General features: G+C 40.8%; 23 protein-coding genes. 12 read left to right on the top strand and 11 right to left on the bottom strand.

Going from position 1 to position 24061, the window contains the following annotated elements; genetic code table 11:
* Positions 1-978: T9SS type A sorting domain-containing protein (locus O3Q51_14885; protein ID MCZ4410106.1), on the top strand; the 978-nt coding region annotated here is incomplete at its 5' end.
* Positions 979-1054: 76 nt separating this feature from the next.
* Positions 1055-1486 (top strand): hypothetical protein, encoded by a 432-nt coding sequence (locus tag O3Q51_14880; protein ID MCZ4410105.1) that lies wholly within the window; start codon positions 1055-1057, stop codon positions 1484-1486.
* 327 nt (positions 1487-1813) lie between these two features.
* On the opposite strand, the gene O3Q51_14875 is transcribed toward O3Q51_14880, so the two are convergent.
* Both O3Q51_14875 and O3Q51_14870 read right to left on the bottom strand, forming a co-directional pair.
* Entirely contained in the window at positions 1814-3970 is a 2157-nt protein-coding gene (locus O3Q51_14875; protein MCZ4410104.1) for a T9SS type A sorting domain-containing protein, read from the bottom strand.
* Positions 3971-4315: 345 nt separating this feature from the next.
* On the bottom strand, positions 4316-4558 hold the full coding sequence (locus O3Q51_14870; protein ID MCZ4410103.1) for a hypothetical protein: 243 nt from the start codon (positions 4556-4558) through the stop codon (positions 4316-4318).
* A gap of 506 nt (positions 4559-5064) precedes the next feature.
* Between O3Q51_14870 and O3Q51_14865 the strand changes: the two genes are divergently transcribed.
* From O3Q51_14865 to O3Q51_14855, 3 genes are all read left to right on the top strand, one after another.
* Entirely contained in the window at positions 5065-6546 is a 1482-nt protein-coding gene (locus O3Q51_14865) for a DUF2075 domain-containing protein (protein ID MCZ4410102.1), read from the top strand.
* Between the two features lie 163 nt (positions 6547-6709).
* On the top strand, positions 6710-7552 hold the full coding sequence (locus O3Q51_14860; GenBank protein MCZ4410101.1) for a hypothetical protein: 843 nt from the start codon (positions 6710-6712) through the stop codon (positions 7550-7552).
* Complete coding sequence (locus O3Q51_14855; protein MCZ4410100.1) at positions 7549-8496, top strand: RES domain-containing protein; 948 nt, start codon at positions 7549-7551, stop codon at positions 8494-8496. The genes O3Q51_14860 and O3Q51_14855 overlap by 4 nt, the downstream gene beginning before the upstream one ends.
* Before the next feature lie 194 nt (positions 8497-8690).
* On the opposite strand, the gene O3Q51_14850 is transcribed toward O3Q51_14855, so the two are convergent.
* Entirely contained in the window at positions 8691-11177 is a 2487-nt protein-coding gene (locus tag O3Q51_14850; GenBank protein MCZ4410099.1) for an ADP-ribosylation factor-like protein, read from the bottom strand.
* Positions 11178-11521: 344 nt separating this feature from the next.
* Here O3Q51_14850 and O3Q51_14845 point away from each other — a divergent pair, with 344 nt between their 5' ends.
* Positions 11522-12190: an ATP-binding cassette domain-containing protein gene (locus tag O3Q51_14845; protein ID MCZ4410098.1), complete on the top strand. Its 669-nt coding sequence runs from the start codon at positions 11522-11524 to the stop codon at positions 12188-12190.
* Positions 12183-13616, top strand: coding sequence for an ABC transporter permease subunit (locus O3Q51_14840; protein ID MCZ4410097.1), 1434 nt, complete (start codon positions 12183-12185; stop codon positions 13614-13616). The genes O3Q51_14845 and O3Q51_14840 overlap by 8 nt, the downstream gene beginning before the upstream one ends.
* A gap of 19 nt (positions 13617-13635) precedes the next feature.
* Here O3Q51_14840 and O3Q51_14835 read toward each other — a convergent pair whose 3' ends face one another.
* Positions 13636-14469 (bottom strand): transporter, encoded by an 834-nt coding sequence (locus O3Q51_14835; protein MCZ4410096.1) that lies wholly within the window; start codon positions 14467-14469, stop codon positions 13636-13638.
* A 51-nt stretch (positions 14470-14520) separates the two neighbouring features.
* Here O3Q51_14835 and O3Q51_14830 point away from each other — a divergent pair, with 51 nt between their 5' ends.
* From O3Q51_14830 to O3Q51_14810, 5 genes are all read left to right on the top strand, one after another.
* On the top strand, positions 14521-15861 hold the full coding sequence (locus O3Q51_14830) for a carboxypeptidase-like regulatory domain-containing protein (protein ID MCZ4410095.1): 1341 nt from the start codon (positions 14521-14523) through the stop codon (positions 15859-15861).
* 83 nt (positions 15862-15944) lie between these two features.
* On the top strand, positions 15945-17015 hold the full coding sequence (locus O3Q51_14825) for a ketoacyl-ACP synthase III (GenBank protein ID MCZ4410094.1): 1071 nt from the start codon (positions 15945-15947) through the stop codon (positions 17013-17015).
* Positions 17016-17129: 114 nt separating this feature from the next.
* Complete coding sequence (locus O3Q51_14820) at positions 17130-18299, top strand: endonuclease (GenBank protein ID MCZ4410093.1); 1170 nt, start codon at positions 17130-17132, stop codon at positions 18297-18299.
* Positions 18300-18425: 126 nt separating this feature from the next.
* A complete protein-coding gene (locus tag O3Q51_14815) occupies positions 18426-18779 on the top strand; it encodes a hypothetical protein (GenBank protein MCZ4410092.1) in 354 nt (117 codons plus the stop codon).
* Positions 18780-19126: 347 nt separating this feature from the next.
* Positions 19127-19747, top strand: coding sequence for a hypothetical protein (locus O3Q51_14810; GenBank protein MCZ4410091.1), 621 nt, complete (start codon positions 19127-19129; stop codon positions 19745-19747).
* Between the two features lie 145 nt (positions 19748-19892).
* On the opposite strand, the gene O3Q51_14805 is transcribed toward O3Q51_14810, so the two are convergent.
* The 7 genes from O3Q51_14805 to O3Q51_14775 all read right to left on the bottom strand — a co-directional run bounded on the left by O3Q51_14805 (position 19893) and on the right by O3Q51_14775 (position 24056).
* The gene (locus O3Q51_14805; GenBank protein ID MCZ4410090.1) at positions 19893-20594 is read right to left on the bottom strand and encodes a hypothetical protein; all 702 of its coding nucleotides are present in this window, start codon (positions 20592-20594) and stop codon (positions 19893-19895) included.
* 37 nt (positions 20595-20631) lie between these two features.
* Positions 20632-21432: a 23S rRNA pseudouridine(2604) synthase RluF gene (gene rluF, locus O3Q51_14800; protein MCZ4410089.1), complete on the bottom strand. Its 801-nt coding sequence runs from the start codon at positions 21430-21432 to the stop codon at positions 20632-20634.
* 100 nt (positions 21433-21532) lie between these two features.
* Positions 21533-21967: a hypothetical protein gene (locus O3Q51_14795; GenBank protein MCZ4410088.1), complete on the bottom strand. Its 435-nt coding sequence runs from the start codon at positions 21965-21967 to the stop codon at positions 21533-21535.
* A gap of 22 nt (positions 21968-21989) precedes the next feature.
* Entirely contained in the window at positions 21990-22730 is a 741-nt protein-coding gene (locus O3Q51_14790; protein ID MCZ4410087.1) for a carbon-nitrogen hydrolase family protein, read from the bottom strand.
* A gap of 94 nt (positions 22731-22824) precedes the next feature.
* Entirely contained in the window at positions 22825-23418 is a 594-nt protein-coding gene (locus O3Q51_14785; protein ID MCZ4410086.1) for a hypothetical protein, read from the bottom strand.
* Between the two features lie 228 nt (positions 23419-23646).
* Positions 23647-23838 (bottom strand): YwbE family protein, encoded by a 192-nt coding sequence (locus O3Q51_14780; GenBank protein ID MCZ4410085.1) that lies wholly within the window; start codon positions 23836-23838, stop codon positions 23647-23649.
* The gene (locus O3Q51_14775; GenBank protein MCZ4410084.1) at positions 23835-24056 is read right to left on the bottom strand and encodes an RNA-binding S4 domain-containing protein; all 222 of its coding nucleotides are present in this window, start codon (positions 24054-24056) and stop codon (positions 23835-23837) included. The genes O3Q51_14780 and O3Q51_14775 overlap by 4 nt, the downstream gene beginning before the upstream one ends.
* Positions 24057-24061 lie beyond the last annotated feature (5 nt).

The following is a 24061-nucleotide window of genomic DNA, read 5'->3' as shown; positions in this document are numbered from 1 at the left end:
GCTATAATGAAAGATTCGTTAAGGTTTAAACAGTGGATTTTGGTTTTTAGTATGGTCATGGTAATAGCCATTACATCTGCTCAAAACCTGATTCCCAATGGTGGGTTTGAGGAGGGTATCACATGTCCTAGTTTTGTCGGGAATGTTACGGAAGAATGTGCGAATTGGTATGGCAGTCTTATTAGTGATGGTGACGAAGAAGATCCTACACCGGATTGGTTTCATACATGCTCAGAATTTGAGACTCTCACACCACCGAATATTGGTTTTGGGAACCAAACTCTGCTCGAAGGAGAAGCCTATACCGGAGTCGCAACATTCTTATCAAACATTCCTGAATACAGAGAAATAATAGGTGTTGAACTAATAGAACCTTTAATACTCGGAGAAACTTATACTATTGAGTTTTATATTTCTGATGTTTTTAACGAAGTTAATTCAATATTCACCAGTCATTTTGGATACACTTTTTCTACACATCCTTTCTACTACACCTCTGAGTTTCCCACAAATTTCAGTCATTTTTTTATCGATACTGTCATTACTTCTTCAAATACTTGGACACATGTCGTATCTGAATTTACTGCAGATTCAACGTACTCTTATTTTCATCTTGGAAATTTTTATGCAGATGAAAACATAGATACGCTGGAATCTGGTAATAGTGCAGGATATTATGTGGTAGATAATATTTCGGTCATTCACAATTCCGTTAATGGATTTTCTACTGAAAAATACTACAACATAAATGTTTATCCTAACCCCACTTCCGACCAAATAATTATCACAAATCCTAGCTATAAAAAAGACTCCAAGATTTATATCTATACTAGTGACGGACAGTTAATGAGGACAATTGAAAATAGTATAGATTCTCCTCGAATAATTATTGATATTTCAACCTTACCCTATGGCATTTATTATATCCATTACGTAACCCCTAAATCTATATACAATGCAAAGTTCATTAAAATTTAATGCGAAATATCGTAAGTATATTCTTGCGATATTTATAATAACGCTTCTCACTCATTCTCAAAATGGTTTATGTCAAGTGTCTAGTGCAGGATCTGGCAATATTCCAATAACTCCAGGTTTCGATTTCCTCGGCTGGGACAACACCGTAAATTCCACCTTGGAAATAAGGCACGACACCCCCGGAGAGAATATCATTTTCGGCACGAGTAACTTGGAGCGGATGCGGATAAAACCCGATGCCAGAATATCCATAAATACCACTTCTAGCTTGGGTGGAAATCGATTTACCGTACTGCAAAATGTACCTAGCTCAATTGCTGTAACTGCAAGTGTCGGTTTTTTTGATCCGATTAATCCTGATCCTTTTGCGGTTGGACTCTTCAGCCAGGTGGGAAGTGCGACCAACAGAAATACCGCAATTTTCGGAGAGTGTGACGGGCTTTCAAAACAACAAGATCAAGCACTACAGGGTATCTGCTCCACAGGGTTTATTTGCTTCGCTGCGTGAGATCGCTCCTTCGTCGCTAAGTTACAACTCTTCGGCCTACCCTTCATAGCCCTGGTCGACTTTTCTATCAGTTGATATCACTCCGTTTTCATTTACTCTTCCAAAGCTATGATTTTTCGAGCTGAAGCGAACACCTTTAACCCGATCCACTGTTTGGAAAGAGCGGAGAAGTATAGTGAGGAGAATGATGAAAGGTTTGAGCCGTATTTGCTTTAGGTACTGATTCAGTGACGCAGGGTTGCATACCCTGCGTAGCGGGTAAGCAAATAGCCACTCAAGGCTGAATGGCTATTTGCATTTGAATTGGACGATATTTTAGAATTGCTTTTAGCGCTTCATCACTTTCGTGGTTGCTATCGGCTGACCATCGTTACCGATGAGTTGAAAGAAATAGAGTCCGCTTGGGCCGTCCAGTTGTAGATTGTAGGTAGCGCTTTCTAATGATAGTTTGGTTTGCCACACGACTTGTCCCAAGACATTTCTCACGACGATTTGAGAGGCTCGATGATTTTCCACCTGAACCGTGTACAATTCATGACCTGGATTTGGGAAAACGCGGAATTGTTCAGCACCAAACGGATCAGAGGATTCGGGTGATGCGATTCCTGCCGGCAATGAAAAGTTATTGATGGCTGACCATGGTCCTGCCGTGGTCGGAGACGAAGAGCAGGCGCATCTCACCCGCCAGCCATAGGTTTGCCCCGCAGTGAGAAAGCTCGAAGGGAACGTTTTGGACGATGGGGAATCACCTTGCACGACAATTGATTGCGCATTTGCCGCTGACGTTCCCGCTTGGATTTGGCATGGGCCTGTCCCCGGAAGGGCTGTCCACGAAAGGGTAAACTGATTGCCCGAAAAACTCACATTCAAACCCGTGGCCGGAGCAATATTATTCGGGTCGCAAGCACCTGAGGCTGCATTTTCAGAAGCTCCCATATCAATGATTGGAGCTAGCCCATCGCCGGTATCAACCACATCAGGATTGTCGATAAAACGGTTCGTGCGATCAAATCCCTCATCGGGCCAAAGCGAACTGTAAAATGAGTTTTTACCCGCATCTATACAGGGTGAATTGTCCATCAGTACTAACTGAGAACTTGCCATGTCAATCATGGGGTCGGTATCAATACACCCCGGAAAGTTTGCGGGATTGGGTGGATCCTCTCCGGGCTCTGTCTGAAGCACCCCTTCCACACAGCTGTAAAAAGAGTCGAAGTCACCTCCGATTTGAGCTTTCAAAATCCAAACATCCTCACCTGTGGCCACATTGCCATAAACGATTGAATTGTGAAGTAAGAATGGAATATCGATGGCATTATTGATTCCTGCTCCCTCTCCTGCACTGTTATTGATGATGGTACTATTGGCAATTATGGATCCATCGGCCGCAGATCCTCCGAAGTAGATGGCGCCGCCTCTGTCACCAAAGCTGAAAAAGGTACCATCCAATGCAAAGGCGACATTGTCATTCATAACCGTGTTGACCAAGAGTAAATTTGAAAATACCGCTATGGCGCCACCGATATGCGATTCATTTCCTGTAAAAATAGAGTTGTACACTTGCAAGCTATCACCCGCAGAATAAATGGCTCCACCATAATTCGGATTTTGCCCGGTTACGTAAACGGTGGTAGCGGTATTGTTGGTAAACGAACAATCCATAACTCGAACAGTGCCGGCTTGAATATCGCTGTAGATGGCTCCACCCAAAGCTTGTCCGATATCTGCACCCTTCATAAAGTTATCGGTAAAAGAGCTGGAAATAACCGTCAGGTTCCCTGCGTCATGGATTGCAATACCTGCCCCTCTGCCTAAGTAAGCATAGTTCTCATCAAAAGTACAGTCAGATATTAAGGGATGCCCCCCACTGGTATAAATGGCCCCACCCCGACCACTCGAAGCAAGGTTTCTTCTGAAGACACAGTTCCGAACGGTTGGACTTGAATTTTGAAGGAACAAGCCACCACCTGAATTGGAGAGGTAACTTGAGCCACCGCCTATAGCTACATAGCCTGCTTCAAACGTGAATCCATCAATTACCGTGGACCGGCTGAGACCTACGCCACTCATAATGTGATGACTGTTTGGAGTAGTCACGTTCCACCCGGAATACCAGACCACTGCGCCGTATACGTCGTCTTGATTTACATCTCCCGAAAGGATCGTTGGGTTTTCTTCCGGATTTCGCTGATCCAATAGGCTTTCCGTTCCCAGAAATCCCCCGTATAATTCTACCCCATCGGTAAGGGTAAATGTTTCTTCGGGTAGAGTTCCCGGTACGTAGATTCCCTGAGCCACCCAAATTTGATCGCCATTCGCGGCTACGCCAAGAGCACTTTGGAGATCGGTATAGGCATTGGTCCAGCTATCCCCGGTATTCGTTCCTGCCGCGGTTTGAGAAACATAGATAACATTCTGTCCATTCAAAAGCATGGTTGAGAATAACAGGCTTAGAATTAAAAAAAGGTTTTTTGTGTAGAACATGTAATTAGGTAGATTAGTTGATAGTTGTCTATCGAAGGTAAACCACTGAAATCAAATCTAATGCGACTTATATCACTCAACATTCTGACATTAAATCTTAAATTAGAAGTTTTGATTTGGTTTTACCTTAGAATACGGAGAGGATATTCAGAGGCACCGCTTCATCATCTATTTTACTTTTCTGTTTCCCCGTTGCGAACCGTGTGTGGGCATCAACAATATGCATCATTGATTCACCCCGATTTGTAATCTGAAACGCTAGTGACAGTATGAGTACTTGAACCAAGAATTCACTTTCTTCGTGTAGAAATCTACTTTCCTTGGCTAAGGATTTGCTTTTCCTAGCTAAGGATTTACTTTCCTTAGGTAAGGATCCTCTTGACTTATGTTGGGATTTGCTTTCCTTATGTAGGGATTTACTTTTCTTAGCTTGAGTTTTGCTTTCCTTAGCTTGAAATTTGCTTTTCTTAGCTTGAGATTTGCTTTTCCTAGCTTGAGATTTACTTTTCTTAGCTTAAAATTTGCTTTTCCTAGCTTAAGTTTTGCTTGACTTAGGTAGAGATTCACTTTCCTCAATTCAGTTTTCACTTTCTTCAATTCAATCGTTGCTTTCTTGAATTCAAGAATCCCTTTTTTGAATTCAAGATTTGAATGCTTCTAACCAAGAATTAGGTTTTTCCATACAAGAATTACTTTTCCGCATTCACTTTTTGGGATTTTGAATGGAGGTTTGGGTTGTTTGATGCGAAAAAGTTCGATTGAGTTTAAAGCTCTTCGGTACGCTCTATTTGATCGGGCGACGAAACGGCCTTGGCTGCTTGGAAAGAGCGGAGAGGGTTGGTGAGGAGAATGTGAAAAATGGTTAGGTGAATTAAAGCACCAACATCCCTCCACCACTTTTCAACTCTTATCTATACCAGCTTCCATCCAAAGCGGTTTTTCTTATTTTTGAAAATGCCCAAAGCTGATTGGAGAGAGTGGGATATTAGTTGGGATGTTTTGGAAGTGGAATACCGCAGGGTTGCAACTTAGCGACGAAGGAACGATCTCACTGAAGGTAAACCTTGAGGAGCAGGTAAATTAATTAGAAACTAGTGAAAGAAGTAAATATCATATCAATATCTCATGCATATAGACATATCGAACTTAATCTCTTAAAGGAATATTTGGATTTTTTTGATGTAACGATAAAAACTGATGAATTGCAAGATTTCTACAAATTTTCTGCTTTCCTCAACGAGAATGCAAAGTTCTTTTACGAATACAACAACTTTTTCCTTGGCTATAAAATACCCCAAATCAGTAAAGAATTTGATCTCTTAAGATTTGGTGAAAACTACATAATCAATGTAGAAATCAAACGAAATAGTTCAACGGAAAAAATTAAAAAACAGCTAATTCAAAACAAGTACTATTTGAGTTTTTTAGGTACCAAAATTATTTGCTTTACATTCTTGTCAGATACAAATACTCTATTCAGATTAGATAATAACAATGATCTTTTAAACGAGTCAAGTCAGGATTTGAGAAATGTTTTGATCAATCAATCATTCAAATCAATTGAAAATATTGACTCAGTCTTTAACCCCTCTAACTATCTTGTATCGCCATTTAATTCAACCAACGAATTTGTTGCTGGAAATTACTTCTTAACTAACCATCAAGAAGAAATTAAAGCCGAGTGCTTAGAGGTTATTAACAATCCAAATTTTTCCTTTATTTCCATTTCAGGAAATGCTGGAACTGGTAAAACACTTCTAACTTATGATATTGCAAAAGAACACATGTCATCAGACAAGAGAACTCTAGTGGTGCATTGTGGGTTACTAAATAATGGTCAATTTAAATTAAGAGATGAATATGACTGGGAATTAATCCCAGCCAAAAACATTAATGACAAAGAACTATCTCAATATTCCTTAATCGTTATTGATGAGGTGCAACGAATTTACCCTAACCAACTGTTTAGCATAATACGACAGGTAAAAGACCACAAATTGAATTGTATTTTTTCCTATGATAAACAACAAACTCTCCAACGAGGAGAGATAAATAATAATATTGAAGAGCACATAAAATTAAGAGCGGAGCCATTATATTTTCACTTAACCGAAAAAATACGAACGAATAAGGAGATCGCTTCATTCATTAAGTGCATTCTTGATAGAACAAGACAGATTGATTCGGTCCAAAAACCCAATGTAAAACTTAATTATTTCAAGAATTATAAAAGTGCTAAAAATCACATCATTTCGCTTCAACGCGATGATTGGAAAGTCATTAATTTCACACCATCAAATAAACACGATCATCCATACATGCAGTTCAGTATAGCGAACGAAATTAATGCCCACAATGTCATAGGGCAAGAATTTGATAAAGTAATAGCTGTAGTGGATTCCTATTTCTGTTATGATTCTGATGGTAAATTATCCACCAAGAAATACGAATCTCGACCTTATTATCATCCAACAAAAATGCTTTTTCAAATCATGACTAGAACTAGAAGGAAATTAAATTTCATTGTAATCGACAATCCGGAGTTGTTAAAACGATGTTTACATATATTGAAATAGGAAAAAATATGTTGCTCAAGTCTCTTAGCAGGTGCCGAAGGAGCAGAAACTCCAAAGGCAAATTCTGGGGTGCGAGTTCTTTTGTTAATTAAATTCTAAGGTAACCAGCTTAACGGATTGAAGTTTTATTACCTTCTAATATAAATTCTAAGCGTAGGAGTTAATGATAGAAAAAGAACCATTTATTTTCAATGAGTTGGAGGCCTCCTATACTATCACTAATCCTACAAACAAACCATTAAAAATACAAGTTGGAAGCCCTGCCTTTGGAAATGAAACAAAGGATTCAATTATTGAAATTAACGAAGCTGAGATTGTGAAAAATCTATTTAGTAAGCCAGATATGGCACTACAGATTTTCGAAATGTTAAAGTTGAATTATTACAATTGCTTCATATTGCTGGAAGTACCAAGAGAGATGCTTGTTAAGGAGTGGAACCATGTAAATAAAAAAGGAGGAGATATTGATGTTATAGTTGGCGAATATCTGCCGAACTGTTCTATTCCAAATTTGAGTAGAATAATCGCATTTCAGGCAAAGAGGGTTCGTATATCTAATAAAGAAGAAATTAGAAAAAGCGGTCATTCAGGAACGCAGCAAGCATTTAATACAGTCAATCTTGGTTTTGACGAAACCTATTTACTTCACTTGCTTGTAAGAGAGCAAAACAAGGATTATTTCGGAAGCGAATTCTGGAGAATGCTGAGCAATAGTGTTAAAGATTCAACAGTTGCTAGGATTGGTGGCTCTTTGGTCTCCTCTTCTAACGATTCTCTGTTCGGGATGTGCGTTTGCGCTATTGCGCAGCCGACAGGACTAGACTGGAGGTCTTCTTCTACCAGGAAGTTCAGACTTTTTCGAAAACCTGCATACCAACCATGGAAGTCAAGACAAGAGTTTGAAGATTACAGAAGAGAACTTGTTCCTTCGATTTCCAATATACTTAAAAGACATGGACGTTCTGTTGGACCGACAATAGTTAACTTATCAGAGAAAAGAAAATGATAATTGAACAAGCTCCATCTGGGCCCACATTTCTGTCATCCTTCGACATTAATCAAGTTGATTCTATCAATTCCATTGTCGGTGATGTAGATTTCAATATCACACTACATCAAGTTCGATTGCAGCTCGACCCAATTAGATATTCGTACGAATTGCGTAAGAAGCTATTTCAAGATATTCCAAACCCAAGATTATATATTCCCATAAGTGGTGGCTCCAAATTTCAAAAACAATCTTTTTGGAGAGTTAGTCAATATCCTAATTTGAACCCTTCTTTAGTCCAAAGTTTTTCTCATCCTCCTAAATACTTGGTCCAGACAAACCGATGTAACATTCCACAACATCCTGTATTATACACTTCTGCACATTTCACAACTGCCTTCAACGAATATTTCACTTGGAATAAGCACATGTGCTCCGAATATGTATTTCTTTCCGAATGGAAAATGGAGAACAATGTTGAGTATTTTATGATACCTTTTCTAACGACGCAGCCATACTGGGATCTAATCCAGAAGAATATGAGAAAAATGTTCGAATTGCATACAGAGAAAGATTATGAGGTCTTTAGAAAAGTTTGGAGAAAATTAATTTCAATTTTTGCTTCTCCGAAAAAACATATTTTCTCCTCTGTTCTTTCTCATGATCTTCTCTACGACATTTCACAGTTAAAGGCCTTTATTTCGTACGAGAGTGTAGAAGGCCCTGGTGGAATAAACTATGCGTTTCCCGCTTATTTTGTTAATAGGTTTTTAAATCTAAAAACAGTAGCACGTGTAAAAACTAAAGATTTCCGTAAAGCACCTAAAATGGGAGGGACATTCGGTTTTTCTCATCTTGGTAAACCTAAAGGTGGAATGGTGCAGTGGAAACGCGTAAATAAATATGATAGTGAGATTGAAAATTACCTTAATACCATGAGATTAATTTCTGTTGATCGGTAGTAATTGAATACTCGTTCCGCTGGGTTCACAACCCAGCGGAAATGCAAATTGACAAAAGACCTTTTGCTCAAACCACAATTGAAGAAATAGGCGAATTTTAATCATGTGCCCAGCATAATTTGCCATCCCGTAATACTAATATAAGAAACAGAGGGCTTAAGATATTCAGTAGCGAAGAGAATTGTTTAGTCTTATCACTTTTTGTCAAACGCAGAATTAAACCTATCCAAAATTTCATTTAAATTAACTCCGATTCCAAAAAAATTTGGTTTTAGTTCTAATACATGATGCATTTGCTTTTCAAGATCCTTTATATTCCGTATTTCAACTTTAAGTTCTGACAACATTTGAACTATCTCTTCTAAAACCTCTTCTTTTGGTTGTCCCACTGATCCTAGAAGTGTGCGAATATCGTAGCGCTTTTGAGCGTTTTCAGGAAAAACCCATTTTTCACCAGCACTTTCTAGAGTATGTAAATGAGCAAGACTTATAGATACTTCATTATTATCTGGTAAAACCAACTTTTCTTTCCAGCCTAAGTTTAAAAATGAACCATTTATTTCATGCAATTGATAACGCACAATTGAAAGATAATCACGTTTATTTGTCCCCTCGGCGGTCACTCGAATAAGTCTTTCTCGATAATCTAATATTACGGAAATGCGCGTATTCAGGCGTTCACTAAATAAAACAACACCTGTTCGCCATGCCTGATTCTCGTAGATATCGTTCTTAAATCTAACGATAATATTCGCAATTATTGATTTTGGAATAAACCTGTAAGTTAATTCGATTACTAATTCCTCCTCTGGCAGATCATCTGGTTGCTCGACGGGTAACAAGTCGGGGATCAATATTTTTCTCTCAGATACTTTGTAACATAATTCAAACTTCACCATCAAAGCAATAATATAGTTATGCTTTTCAGAGGGGTAAACTTCTTTGTCCAAGATATTATCTAATAATGAAAGCTCGAGTTCACCATTATTCTCAGCTAACAATGGATGATTGATAATGGCGTATACGCCATTAGTTATCCATTCTGGATTGATAACACTTGTAGTTTTTAGTCCTATATCGGTAAAAAACACAACCGAACCAAGATCATGTAAATACTCCAATAAAACACGAGCCTCATTTTGGCGAATCCCATTTTGCTTACATAAATCGATATATTCCGTGAATTCTAAGTAATTTCCATCTTTTAGCTCTAAGTGAGATTTGGTCTCAAGCCATTTCTTGGTCCAAGGCATTTTTAAATGTTCTACATTTTCTAGGCCCCTTATAATTCCATTCTTTAACTCACTAATGCCTTCTCCATCCGAGCAACTAACTCGAAAAAAATCGAGAATGTTCGGATACTTTTCTTTTAAAAACTTACGATTCAAATCATATCCAGGATTTTCGTCAATTTTATTTATTACTACGAGAACTGGACTATCTCCACCGAAACTCAATATATGATTAAGCCAGTATTCGACACTTTCGTCTTTTCTTGAGTCCAAAACAATTATGTACAAACTTCTTTTTGAAAGAAAAAATTGGTGAGTTGCGTGCATAATGTCTTGGCCTCCAAAGTCCCAAATATTTACACTAACCTCATCCTTAGCTTGCACAATATTCAGTTTACTGATTCGAATTCCGTGAGTCTGTGGTTCATTGGCATCAAAATCTTCCTCAAATAATCTTTTTACTAGCGATGTCTTTCCAGAAGCGCCCTCACCTATCACATTTAGTTTGACTTCGTTTATTGGTACACTATCGCCCTCAAATTTTCGAATAAAGAGCTTTAAATCCTTTAATTTCTTATTCCATTGAATTTCTGGAGGCATTATTAGATTGTCCTTATCTATTACCAGGCCGAATCCATGCTTTGATTGGAGCTCACGTTCTTTATCTCTCAAGCGCGCTGCCTCTTCATATTTCTGAGATTTCACAACTTTATTCTTTTCAAGAATAATTTCGTTCATTTTGTCCCAGCCCTTCCACAAACTTTTGTGATCAAAAACTCTGGAAGGAATTATTTCAATAGGATTATCCTGCAGAAAGAGAGAGTTTAACTGGGAACACAGATTTATATCATCTACGTTAAGTTCATTCAAATCAATAGATTCAGCGCAAAAAATTTCTAGATTGGGCAGCCCTTTTCTTAAATAACTTAGACTAGCAAGTGGGTTATTACTAATGTCTAAATTTCTAATATTTGTAAGGTTGCAAATTTCTTCACTTACAGATGTTAGGCAACATTCTCTTAGACATAAATATTTGAGTTTTTTAAGTCTGAAAATCTCAGATGGGATTTGGTCAAATTTTTGGAACCTTATTACCAGTTCTAGCACCTCACCAGAATCATTCTTTGAATAAAAAGGTATTTGCCCTAAAAAGGAACTAATTTTAAATTTCTTGAGTCCAGATTCCAACTCAGAGAAGTCATAAAGTTGACTAAATTTCATGTTGTTGATGTTCTCCCAACCTAATTTGTTGATTGTGCCATCGCCAATCTTATTCTGGAAGTGATCTGTATATTTCCGGTATCTGGCTAATGATAAGGTGCTATCATAAATCTTACTATAACTGGATCCATGATAAACCGTTTTAAAGTCAAATTCCTGATAATCTTCATAATAAAATGATAGATTGTACTTTCTTTCTATTTCTTGAATTAATTCTAAGTCAGTCATCTACTCTATTGTTTTTACAATCCTGCGGTCTCGTTAAAGTGAGCAAATTAATAGATATGACTCAATTAAAGAAGTCACACAGATAATTGTGAGGTTAATAGATCAAACACACTTCACTGAACATACTTGGACGAAAGGCTTCCCTTACCCGCAGCTCCCAACACACCTCCAAAAATTCATCCACCTTAAAGCTCGTTCCTTCGATCGGGCAGCCCTATTGAATTTGCAATCCTTCTAAATCCTCTCAATTCATCCAAACTTCTCCCCCCTCCTTTTATCTTTACCACATCATCTCCCTCCGCCACATATCCAAGTCCTTTTCGGGCAATGAAGTTCTTACCGATATTACCTTCGAGGCAAAAGAAGGGGAAACCCTATGCTTAATCGGCCCATCGGGCAGCGGGAAATCAACTATACTGAAATTAATCAATGGGCTCCTAAAACCTGACTCAGGAAAAATAGAGGTGCTAGGCAGTGATGTAGCCTCTGCAGATGGTGTGCAATTAAGAAGGCACATAGGATTTGTGCTTCAACAAGCCGCACTCTTCCCACATTACACCGTAAAGCAGAATATGGAGGTAGTGCCAAAGCTACTCGGCTGGAAAGAAGACAAATGCGCTGCCAGAACCGCGGAACTATTGCAGTTAATGGCGTTGAATTCAAACGATTTGATGGACCGCTACCCCTCTCAACTCAGCGGAGGTCAACAACAGCGGGTGGCCATAGCCCGCGCCCTGGCGGCAGATCCTGACTTGATCTTGTTTGACGAACCATTCAGTGCGCTCGACCCCATTACACGTTCAGACTTGCAGGATGAAGTGTTGAGATTGAAGCAAACGCTTCACAAGACAGCGGTTTTCGTCACGCACGATATTCAGGAGGCGTTTAAATTAGGAGATACCATCGTCATTCTAAATGAAGGAAGAGTGGTTCAAAAGGGCACTCCCCAAGAAATCCAAGCCCGCCCTGCTGATGCTTTTGTAGAACGCTTTATCGACCGCACCAATGCATAGAGGCCTATTCTTTCTGCTCTTCTTCATCTATGGATCCATTGGAGCTCAAGAAGTAGGTATCGGATCTAAAAACTTCTCGGAATCTCGATTGCTGGGTGAGATCATGGCCCAAGCCATCGAGAGTCAGACCGACCTAACCGTTGAGCGAAAATTCGGCCTTGGCGGTTCTCTTATCGCATTCGAAGCATTAAAAACAGGCGAAATAGATCTTTACCCGGAATATACGGGTACGATAACTGAGGCTATTCTAAAAGATTCCGGAGATGATTTCGAAGATGATCTGAATGCTCTGGGCATCACGTCAGGCAAGTCTTTTGGCTTCAGCAACTCCTACATTATAGTCGCCCGAGAGAATACGGAACTCACAAAGATCTCGGATCTCAAAAGTCAAACCGATTTGTGCTTGGGCTTCTCAAACGAATTCGTCAAACGAGGCGACGGATTTCCTGCATTGAATGAGTATTACCAACTGAACCTACCTGAGCCAAAAGGGATGGACCACGGCTTGGCCTATCGGGCTTTGGCCGAAGGGCAGATCGACATCACGGACGCTTACAGTACCGATGGGAAACTGCAAGAGTTTGGGTTTAAATACTTGGAAGATGACGGTCATTTCTTTCCCGAATACTTGGCCTTACCCTTGATGAGGACTGCTGCGGTTGAAAGCCATCCCGAAATGATGGATGTGCTGAATCGAATTACTATCAGCGAGAAAAAAATGCGGGAACTGAACTACCTCGTAGATGTCGAAAAAAAGCCGCTTGAAGAAGTAGCTTATGACTTCCTATGGGAGATGAAGCTGGTGTCTGAAGGCTCTCGTCCATCCCCTCGCCACCCCGTCATCTCTCAGACTATTGAGCATTTGCAGCTCACACTTTTGGCCACACTCATTGCCATCCTCATTGCCGTGCCACTGGGTATAACCATTTCGTACAAACCAAAAATGGCCAATACCATACTGGCCGGTACGGGAATTATACAAACGATACCAAGCCTTGCCTTATTGGGCTTTATGATTCCGCTTTTCGGTATCGGATTTACACCTGCCATTATCGCATTGTTTCTGTACGCTTTGCTACCGATTGTTCGAAATACGTATGCGGGGCTTCAAAACACCGACCCGATTCTCATCGAAGCGGGAAAAGCATTGGGAATGACCAGGTGGCAAATTTTGAAAATGGTCCGGTTGCCTCTCGCGGCTTCTTTCATCATGGCGGGAATCAGAACAGCACTTACCATCAATATCGGAACAGCAACGCTGGCCGCCTTTATTGGTGCCGGTGGATTGGGCGAATCGATTATAACGGGAATCAATCTGAACGACAATTCAATTATCCTTCAAGGAGCTATACCGGCAGCTCTACTGGCATTGATAGCCGATTGGGGAATGGGTATCGTTGAAAAGCGGCTTCAGCCGAAAACTTAGAACCTTCAGATTTCAAGGCTTAAAGCCAAAAGCGCTTCGTAAGTCCTACTTGAAAGTAAAAAGACTCTGCGCTGTCATCAATATATTCAGGGGCAAATGCACGAAAACCACCTGCCATATCTACCATAAAGTTATCTCCCAATTGCCAAAATACACCTGTATTCATGTACGCATCGAGAAACCTTAAACCTGATTCACCGTCGAAGCGAGCTTCAAAAATAGGCCAATACTCGGCAAACACACCGAGTTCCTCGGTAAGGGCAAAACCTAGATTTGCCGTGAACTCCGTTCGATCATTGGTATAGTAGACTACATTTCCCGTAAAAGAGAGTCTTTCCAAAAGTTGGTTTTGAAGGGTAAGAATGAAGCGTCCGTTGGAATTATCTAATTCCTCGCCCGGCGTTCCGGTGGCTAAGTAAGTTGCTTCCAAGCCAATGGCGGGCTTCAACCCTTCACCTTTCATTATCGTTCCGCGCACGGCAAAAGAGAAGGTGGATAGCCCATTTTCAGGATCTTCTTCGACATCGGACGGAAACAGGAAGCTCTTCCGATCTACCAGTAGTGAGGAAGCTTGAAACAAAACCGAAAATTCGAACCGGTCAGTAATTCCAAATTTGGTATTCACATCAACGTTGTGAAGGTCTATGTCTGCTAAAGACGATTTCTCCCGAAAAAAACCATATCCGCCTTGAATTTGCAGCGCTTTATCACCTACTGTATATGGGTTGATACTCTGTCCGGGCCTATCTGTATACAGTGGCTTTAGAGATTCTACTTCTTGGGCATAAACTTTGATGCTCGACAAAAGAATCAGAAATAACCACACATGCTTATTCACTCTTCTTGGACTCATTCCTCAAAACTAGAAAGAATTACTAATTTCATCTCGTTTAGTAATGAGACCATGTCAAAATCCTTTTTCATCTTCTTTTTGTGGATAGCCATTTCTACCTCACTTTTTAGCCAAGAGGCGATCAGCGGTGTGGTATACGACGGAGATACTAAAAAACCACTGTCAAATGCTACTGTAAGAATGGGTAACCGAAACGTTCGGACAGATGCACGAGGTGGGTTCGCAGTTCCTTTCAAAGAAGGAAAAAGCCTGGAGGTCTCGGCATCAGGATACCACGACCATGATCGCAATCCATACGATATGGTGAAGAGCACTGATGTGGCAGTCTACCTGGTTCCCAAACCTAAGGCTAAGGGGTTAGAAATATCAGAAAAAGCAATGGGAGTTTACGAGCCCGAATTTGAATACTTATTTGATTTTGAATTCATTGATAATCTATTAGTTGTAGGCTCATACCTCAACAGAAACATCAGCGACCCTGACAATGGCTCATCTTTGAAGAATTGCGCCTTGACTTTGTTTGATAATGGAGAAATGAGCCACCGTGTTCTTATTCCTGATTATCCTCAGAGGCTGCGAAGAAGTGCATTTGATGAACTATTTGTTCAAGGGTTGGATTTTGCTCTTCTTGTAAATGAAGACGAAGGAAAGCTAAGCGTTGAGGAGTTTGACTTAAAGGAATACAGAACCAAAGTGGTACCTTATACCGTTGCACTTTCGAGCTCAGCGTTTAGTGTTCAGATCGTTCGGGAAATCCCACAAGTCGTACACTATTGCTATCAAACTAAGCTTGAATCCCATGAAGTAATCAGAACCGCTCGAAACAGAGCTTATTTCTCGAAAACATTTTTGGATTACACCATGCTCGATCCGGAACAAAGAGCATTGGCTGCTGCTTTGAGCGAAGCCCAGGGCTTTGACAAAGAGCTATACGCGAGCTATATCAGAGCCAATAACAGGCAGCCAAACTTTCGCTCTCAACAACCTTATGCCACGGGAGTAGATCGGGATCTCAGGCCCCCATATACGCCTGTGTATAAAAAAGACGGTGATGTACTGATCTTAGATGCGATGAATCAATGGATTTACCGACATGATCAAAGGGGAGAAACTTTGGATTCCGTTTATTTTCAAATAGAACTTCCGGGCGAAGAATTGTGGCGCATAGAACAAGACCAAGTGAATGAAAAACTCTATGCAATACACCAGAAAAAAGGAGTTTATTTTATTCGGGAACTCGACCCGAAAACAGGGGCTCTTAGCACCCCTATGAAAGTAGCTTTTCCTTTTCCTGAAAAACTCAAAATATACAATGGCAATGCCTTTTACATAAGGCATGATGCTGACGCTCAATTCAAACACCTTTACAAGGAATCACTAAATTTCAATTAAGCGTGTGTTTCGGACAATTAGACTCACAGGTCTTGTGTCACGTCGGATATATTCGGATATTCGCGCCATAACACCCAACACTAATGCCAAGAACAGTAATCACAGGATCAGGAAGTTTCGTGCCTAAGAGAATTTTGTCGAATGAAGATTTTCACGGCCAAACATTTTATACGGAAGAGTCTGTCAAAATAGACAACCCACCTGAAATCATTTCCAAGAAGTTTCAAGAGATCACCGGTATTCGAAATAGAAGATGGGCGGATGACTCAATGACTTCTTCGGACCTAGCCTATCAAGCTGCCGTTCGCGCTATCGAAGATTCAGGTATCGATCCTGAAACGCTCGATCAGATTATTGTCGCTCACAACTTTGGAGACATCAAAGCAGGCACCATTCAGTCAGAAGCGGTACCCTCCATTGCCGCAAGGGTTAAGAATAAGCTAGGTATTGTAAACCCGAACTGCATAGGCTACGATATTTTATTTGGCTGTCCCGGCTGGGTGCAGGGCGTTATTCAGACAGAAGCTTACTTCAGAGCAGGTATGGCAAAAAAGGTCTTGGTTATTGGGTCAGAAACACTTTCACGAGTAATTGATGCTTATGATCGCGACAGCATGCTCTTTTCTGATGGAGCAGGCGCCACAATTTTGGAGTACAAAGACACAGACAATGATGCCGGGATTTTGAGTACTGCATCAGCTACCTTCGCTGAAGAGGAAGTTGACTACCTTTTCATGGATAAGTCTTACGAGCCTGAAGCTGATGACAGTGTGATGTATATGAAAATGAAGGGGAGAAAGGTTTATGAATTTGCTTTAAGAAAAGTGCCGGCAGCTATGAAGCAGTGCCTCGATAAGGCCAAAGTTGACATCAGCCAAGTGAAGAAAATATTCATCCATCAAGCGAACGAAAAGTTAGATGAGGCGGTCATCAGTCGCTTGTACAAATTATACGGACAGCGCGAATATTCTGATTCAGTTCTTCCAATGAGCGTTCATGAATGGGGAAACAGTTCTGTAGCAACTGTCCCTACCCTTTACGATGTAGTGAATCGCGGCGAGAAAGAAGGACATAGCCTGAAGAAAGGTGATATTCTGCTTTTTGCTTCGGTAGGTGCAGGTATGAACATCAATGCCATCTGCTACCGCTACTAAGTATAGTTTTCAGAGTGTCCTACTTATCTAATTATTGAATCGGTAGGGTTTGGCGAAGCTTCACATTGAGCAGAGACCATTGAGTCGGACCCAATTTCAGTTTAAATTAGCGAAATGAAATCACACATCACCTTATGGACCTTTTGCCTTTTGGCAATAACGGTTCAAGCTCAGATTCCATCGTATTACAACAATGTAGATTTGGAGTTAACGGGAACCGCTTTACAGGATGAACTTTCTGATAAGATAAGCTCCGGAGTTTCTTTTCTCAACTACACGTCGTCGAGCTTCGACACTTGGGATGCTCTTCAAGATGGCGATCAAAATCCAGACAATACCAATGAAGTTCTTCTGCTTTATGGTTGGGAAAGTGGACAAGATGGAACGCTAATCAATGACCGAGAAAGAGGAATAGATGACTATGGCGGATCTGGCGGCGACTGGAACCGAGAACATGTTTTTGCCCGATCGTTGGCACTTCCAAATCTCACGGTTGACAATCCGGGACCCGGCACCGACATTCTCAACTTGCGACCATGTGATGAGCAAACAAACCAAAATCGAAGCAATTCCCCGTTCGTAGACGGAAGTGGAAATGCAGGATACGTTGGATCAGGATGGTATCCCGGTGATGAATGGAAAGGAGACGTAGCGCGTATCATCCTCTACATGTACTTGCGATATGATGGAAATGGAACCTCTTCATCTCAAACCCTTTGCCTTCCATCCTCTTCGGGTCTGGGTCCAACCATAGCAAGTGATATCAACGTGCCTCTTATCTTTTTGGAATGGAATGCTGAAGATCCTGTTTCTGAAATTGAAATTCAGAAAAATGAGATCGCTCAAATCAGACAAGGCAATAGGAATCCGTTTATAGACAATCCCATTTTGGCCACTTTAATTTGGGGAGGCCCCGAGGCTGAAGATACTTGGGGACTCACCACTTTCGATTTTGCTCTTGAATCACAGGTTTTCCCTAATGGTGTTCTACTTACTTGGACTGCTCCTGATGGAGCCGTTGGCTGCGAAATACGTGGTGGTGTCCTTGGGGGGAATGACCCGCGCAGTATCACTGTGGTAAACTCCTCACCTGATAATTACTTCGTTTCAGGCAATCAACTTGGCGGTGGAGGAAGCTTCCAGTGGAAAGTACGATGTGCAACCGGGATCAACCCGGTTTCAGGAATTACGGAATTCTCAGATTACAACACTTTTAGCTTTGGCTCGGGTGTTCTGCTTCAACAAGGCGAAAAGGAAGGAATTCAGAATTTTACTTGGAAATAAACTATTCTCTCGGTTTACGAACACTTTTTACGCTCATTCGTATTGTACCAATAAATGGTAAAATAACCTTCAGTGTTGATGCACTGATCAAAAAGTACTTATCTTTATCTCAAATAACCTATCAATATGAAAAAATACATTTTATTGTTCGCACTCGTTTTCGCCATGGCGGGAATTGCAAATGCGCAAACGACAGAAACAAAATCAACTGATACCAAGGTAGAAGCGACTCAAAAAGTTGAAACTACTCAGAAAGCCACATCGGCTGATAAGGAAGTAACCGCTAAAGTTGCCAAAGCATCGAGTTGCAAGGAAATGTCTAAAGGATGTTGCAAGAAAGGTGGCGAAAAAGCATCAGCAGGTTCGGAAAAAGCATGTTGCAGCAATATGGCCGAAGCGAAAGAAGGCAAAGCTTGCTGCGATAAGAAAGCTGAAAAAATGAAAGCCGAATCCAAGAAAGAGGCTACTAAAAAAGGATAAGTATTAATCCTGTCGGCTTAAAGCTGATTTTTATAACAATGCAGGCCTGCTCACTTTGATGAGCAGGCTTTTTTGTTAAAAGACTTAAAGCAAATTAGGGCAAGTAGGATTCAAAGGAATGGCTCTACCCTATTTTCGCTTCATCTCTTTCTAAGCATTGACTCCCCTTGCACGAGCAAGAGGATGGCTTGATAATTTGATTCGATGAACTCCGGGAAAACCTATGGTTTTAGAATTTTATGAATATCCCTTGATTAAGATTTTTACCCTATTTTCGTCAAGACTGGCAGAGTTTCCCTCAAATGAAAGTTCTGTCTCCTTAAACTAACCAAGTAATTTAACCTGTCATGAGATTCAAGTTTTTTCCCTTAGCAATCTTACTAATTGCTTCCATATCATTTGGCTTCATTTCAATAGATAAATCCTCTTCAGATTTATTGGATCAATCCAACGGAGGCGTGTTTTTTTCTTCAAACTTGCTCTATGAAATGATGGGACGAACAAACTGTGAAGCCATTCGGTTTTACAGTGCAAAACCTAATTCGAACGGATCTGAATCCGTGCTTGCTGTTTGTGTTTCTTCAGGAGCTGATATGAAGGTCATGAGTTCCTCCTCAACAAAATATCGCCTGTTTTCAGGAATTCAAAACGGAACCCCTTCTACAAATCAACTCTCAAAAGATCAGGCAGCAAAAGCTGTTCGAAATGTAAATGGTGTCAGATTTGCCGTGACCATTAGCAATAATGAAATCAATGCGCTATTGAAGGCCGAGGGCTGCACAGGAATTGAGGTAACCAGAGCAACAACACAAAATGGTAGCCCTACATTTTTATTAACTTCCGCTAAATTGTCCGGAAATACAGTGGTAAAAAGTATTTCACCGAAGGTAGTAAAGGGAGAAAATCCTTGTCCTCCATCTTGTGGAGCAAATCTGAGTCATAAGTATTTAAGCACGATTTCCAGATAAATCATTCAACCTGGAGAAAAAAGAAAGACTAGGACAAAACCTTTCTGATTTCATGTAAACGGCTTTTCCCATTAGGGATGAAATTCATTGTGGTTGATTGATTGAAAATCACGCCATCTTGGATGGGCCTGATTGGCTTCTCTTGTCAGTAGAACTGGTGCAACTTTTGATTCAATTTCCGAACGGCCTTTTCAGCACTTCGAGTTATGATACCTTTCTTGTCATAAGTGCGCACGTAATAGGGAAATGGATTGCGCAACTGGATGAATTGATCATCCATTATGACCAATGCTTCGAAGCCCATATCAGCAGAGCCGTAATAAGTTGCCTTTTGTTTGACACCGGTACTGTCTTTGTCAAGCCTGTAATCTTGGCGCATTTTCTCATCGTCAGGGGCAACATTACCAAATTCAGCGGTATAGATACTTCGCTCCTCTACGGTGATACTGCTATCAGCTACTAGATCATCGTTTAAAAAAACCACCTCACTCAGCCTGCCTTCTTTGACCAGCTTGGAGTCTTCGCTTCTAAAGAAGTAAACGGGAGCAAAATCAAATTCAGAGATAAAGGCTTTAACATATTCGAGATTCTCCTCGACTTGTCTTCTCTCCAACTCTTCCGCTTTATCGGTCAATCCTCTCTCTTTGAGGGTTTCCAAAGACTGAGCTCTGGTTTGTAGCCGAACCAACAGTGCCCCTCCTTTCAAAGCTGTAATATGCGCCCTTGCGATGTCTCTATCACTCTGGCTATCTACCTCTTGAGCCATGAGGTTTTCTGCAGAGATCATACCTATTGCCATTAATAACAATAACTGACGAAGGAATGAGAAAGCTATTTTAAAAGTCATTCAATGCGTTTTTGAAAGTTATCGATTCGGTTCATGTTCATTTGTTGGACTTATGCTGTCCTTTACCTTGTTCAAGCGAATCGACATATGAACTATTATCTGATTCCTTAATCGAAGCTTTTAAGCCCTTCAATTCTTGAGAAGTCAGATCGCGCCAAGCCCCAAGAGGGAGATTTCCCAATTCGATGTTCATGATCCTGATTCGTTTGAGTTCCATTACATCGTAACCCAGGTGTTCGCACATTCGCCTGATTTGGCGATTGAGCCCTTGCACCAAAATGATCTTAAAAGTAAACCGATTCAGTCGTTTCACCTCGCACTTTTTGGTCGTCACCTTCAGTTCGTGGAGGCGAACACCATTTCCCATTCTTTCAATAAACTCTTCCGATATGGGCTTGTGCACCTTGACGATATACTCCTTTTCGTGCTCGTTTCCCGCACGGAGAATCTTGTTTACGATATCTCCGTCGTTAGTCATTAACAGGAGACCTTCACTGGGCTTATCCAATCTACCGATATGGAAGATTCGCTCGCTGTGCCCTATAAAATCTACCACATTTCCCTTTACCCGCTGATCCGTAGTGCAGGTAATGCCCACAGGCTTGTTCAAAGCAATGTACACTAGGTTATCGTTGCCCGTAATCAGCTCACCGTTTACTTCAATCTTATCGCCCGGCATAGAGCGGTCGCCAAGTTTTACCTTATTGCCGTTCAGGCGCACCCTACCCTGCTCAATCAGCTTATCAGCCTGGCGTCGAGAACAATAACCGCTATCGCTGATCGCTTTATTTAGTCGAATGGAATCGGGATGGTGCATATGCGTTTTCTCTGGGTTCATTGTCGCCTTTTTGCAATGGCAATGATCCATTCACCGAAAGTAAAAAATCTCAATGACTCAGGTACCCTGATTGAATGTACCGGGGGACTTTAAGCGATTTCTAAAATTCTTCTTCGAGCTCTACCTCCTTGCCATTGAGTTGATCAAAATATGCCTTAAAGCTTTTCGTAATGGCAAAGTGATAAACAGCTATAGAGTATACAAAAGTCATCACCAGCAAAGGCAACTTATTGATAAACGAGGCACTGTCTAATGCAACTAGTCCGATCAATCCCCCAACCATTCCCAGAGAAAATAGAATAATGGAGAGTATTCTCGCCCATTTTTTTCCTTTGTACGTAACCATCAAAAGGCCCACTGTCAGAAGAAATCGAATTATCTGCTGTATTAATTTCTTCGTTTCTATTTCGGGTCTCACGGCATGGTAAAAATAGATGGTATGGATAGATACAAGTAGAATACCAATAGATATCAAGATTGTCTTCCTCTTTCCAATTTTGATTAGCTCGTCCATATCATCCTTCCCTTGGTGCATAATTGCATAAATTTCCTTTGAATTAATCGACAGGCGCTATCGATATTTCAATTGCCTCCTTAGCAATTGTATCGAAAATTAGAATTCCTTCGCTTTGTGATTTTATTGACCCTTGTAGAACTCCGGTCGAGTCCCAAATTGCTGATCCTCCAGCACTCAGAAAATTATCGCAAGGCCCGATACTATTTGATAGGATCACTGTCAAACCTAATTCTTCAGCCACTCTCTGATAATGATTGTAGGCCTTATCAATGTCGCCCTTGGGTTTGGCTACACTAGCCAAGTAAACATCAGCTCCGAGTTTTTTGGCGTTCTCAGAGTGTTCATCAAACGTGGATTCATAGCAAATGGAGGGGGCAATCTCAGTGCTGCCAACCGTCAGTATCAGCTGTTCGTGACCTTCAACAAAGAATGGGATTTCATCAGCGTGTAGTTTTTGCTTGGAATAGATCTTTCGAGCTTGATGAGGCTGAAAGAACATCATGCTGATATGCGTTCCCAATTCTGATTTGAGGGGCATCCCTACTCCTATTGTGATATGATTGATGTTGCTTGCATTTTGAAACTCATCCAACCTGGAGTCATCTATCTCCATTGCCAATTCTTGTGCGAGTTCACGTTCATAGCCTGTAAGTGAAAGTTCAGGAAAAGCAATAAAGTCTACATTCTCAGCAATGGCCATTTCTACACAAGTCATGTGGATTTTGATATTCTCTTGAATATCCCCTTTCCTAGGCTCTACTTGTGCAACGCATACTTTCATTCTACTTTCAAAATAGTTTTGATGTTTTTGATAGCACCAATCACTCCATCATCACTTCATTTAAATCGACCCGGCCATTCTGAGTTAACTTGCGCTACTTAACTTCGGCGCCATAGTACTCATACGATTTGTCGACAATACTCACAATCACTCCATCCTCGTCTTGGTATTCCATGTGAGTCAGATTACCCACTTCATCATACTTCCTGCTGTGGCAATATACCTCTTTACCTTCGGCTCCTGTACGATCATTGACTACAATCAGCTTCAGTAATTTATCATGATCGTAGATGAATCTTGTGATAGAGGCCGTGTAGATCTCTTCGTTATCTCGATCTGAAATAAATCCATGAGTGACCACAATCCTTCCCTTCTCATCGAGAGTTTGAATGATTTCTGTAAAATATGAATTGCTGTAATTTTCAGTATAGACCTTAATGTTATTCTCACCAAAAAACTCGTAATGAGTCACCTTTACTGTGTCGCTCTTATCTGCGGACAGCGTAAAACTACTTCGACTATTGCCCGTTGTGTATTCAAAATAGGTAATCTCGCCAAGATGGAGTGAATCTTCATCTAGGTGATAGTCATTGTAGTTTTCAATTTTCATGAGATGTCCCGAAACATCGAAATGATAAACTTGCCTGAACTTGATCCCTTCAGAAACCATTTCTATGGTCTCGCTCATTATACGTGGCGAAGCTTTCAGTCCTTCAAAATTTTTGTCTAGGGGAAACTGTCCATAACTGAACGACAAAAGGAAAAAACAAAAAAGTGACGAGCTTATAGCCTTGATTTTGTTCTTCAAAACTTTGATTTTCATGGAGAAGCTAAAATGAGAAACATCGAACAAGCTCGGTGCAGTCTTATTAGGCATCTTGTAACTACAGGCTTGCACACCACCGGGAAATCAACGTTATAATACCTTCTTTACTCTGCCTACCTGCCCGTCTTCCAAACGCACCTTTATTCCATGGGGATGAGTTGGGGATTTGGTCAGAATACTTGCTACAATTCCAGCGGTCAACGCGCCTGTTCTCTGATCTTTTTTTAGAACGATTTCTACTGCCGATCCGATAGAGATAGCTGCTCTTTGTGTTCCATTCATGATTCCACTTCTATCACCTGTCCATTAAACTCGGCTTTGTCACCAACGCGCATTTTCTTGCGCTTCTGAGTTTCGGCAACACCGTTTACCAGCACCATTCCTTCTTGAATTACAGCGTGGGCTTCACCTCCGGAGCCTACTACCCGCATCAGCTTCAGTAGCTTATCAAGAGCGATGTACTCTTTGCCATCAGTAAGGTTGAATTTAAGTTGCGTCATGGTTG

The sequence above is a fragment of the Cryomorphaceae bacterium 1068 genome, assembly GCA_027214385.1.
In the GTDB taxonomy this organism is placed as follows: domain Bacteria; phylum Bacteroidota; class Bacteroidia; order Flavobacteriales_D; family Cryomorphaceae; genus JAKVAV01.
The sequence above is the reverse complement of the archived record's forward strand: the minus strand, read 5'-3'. Positions and strand labels throughout refer to the sequence as shown.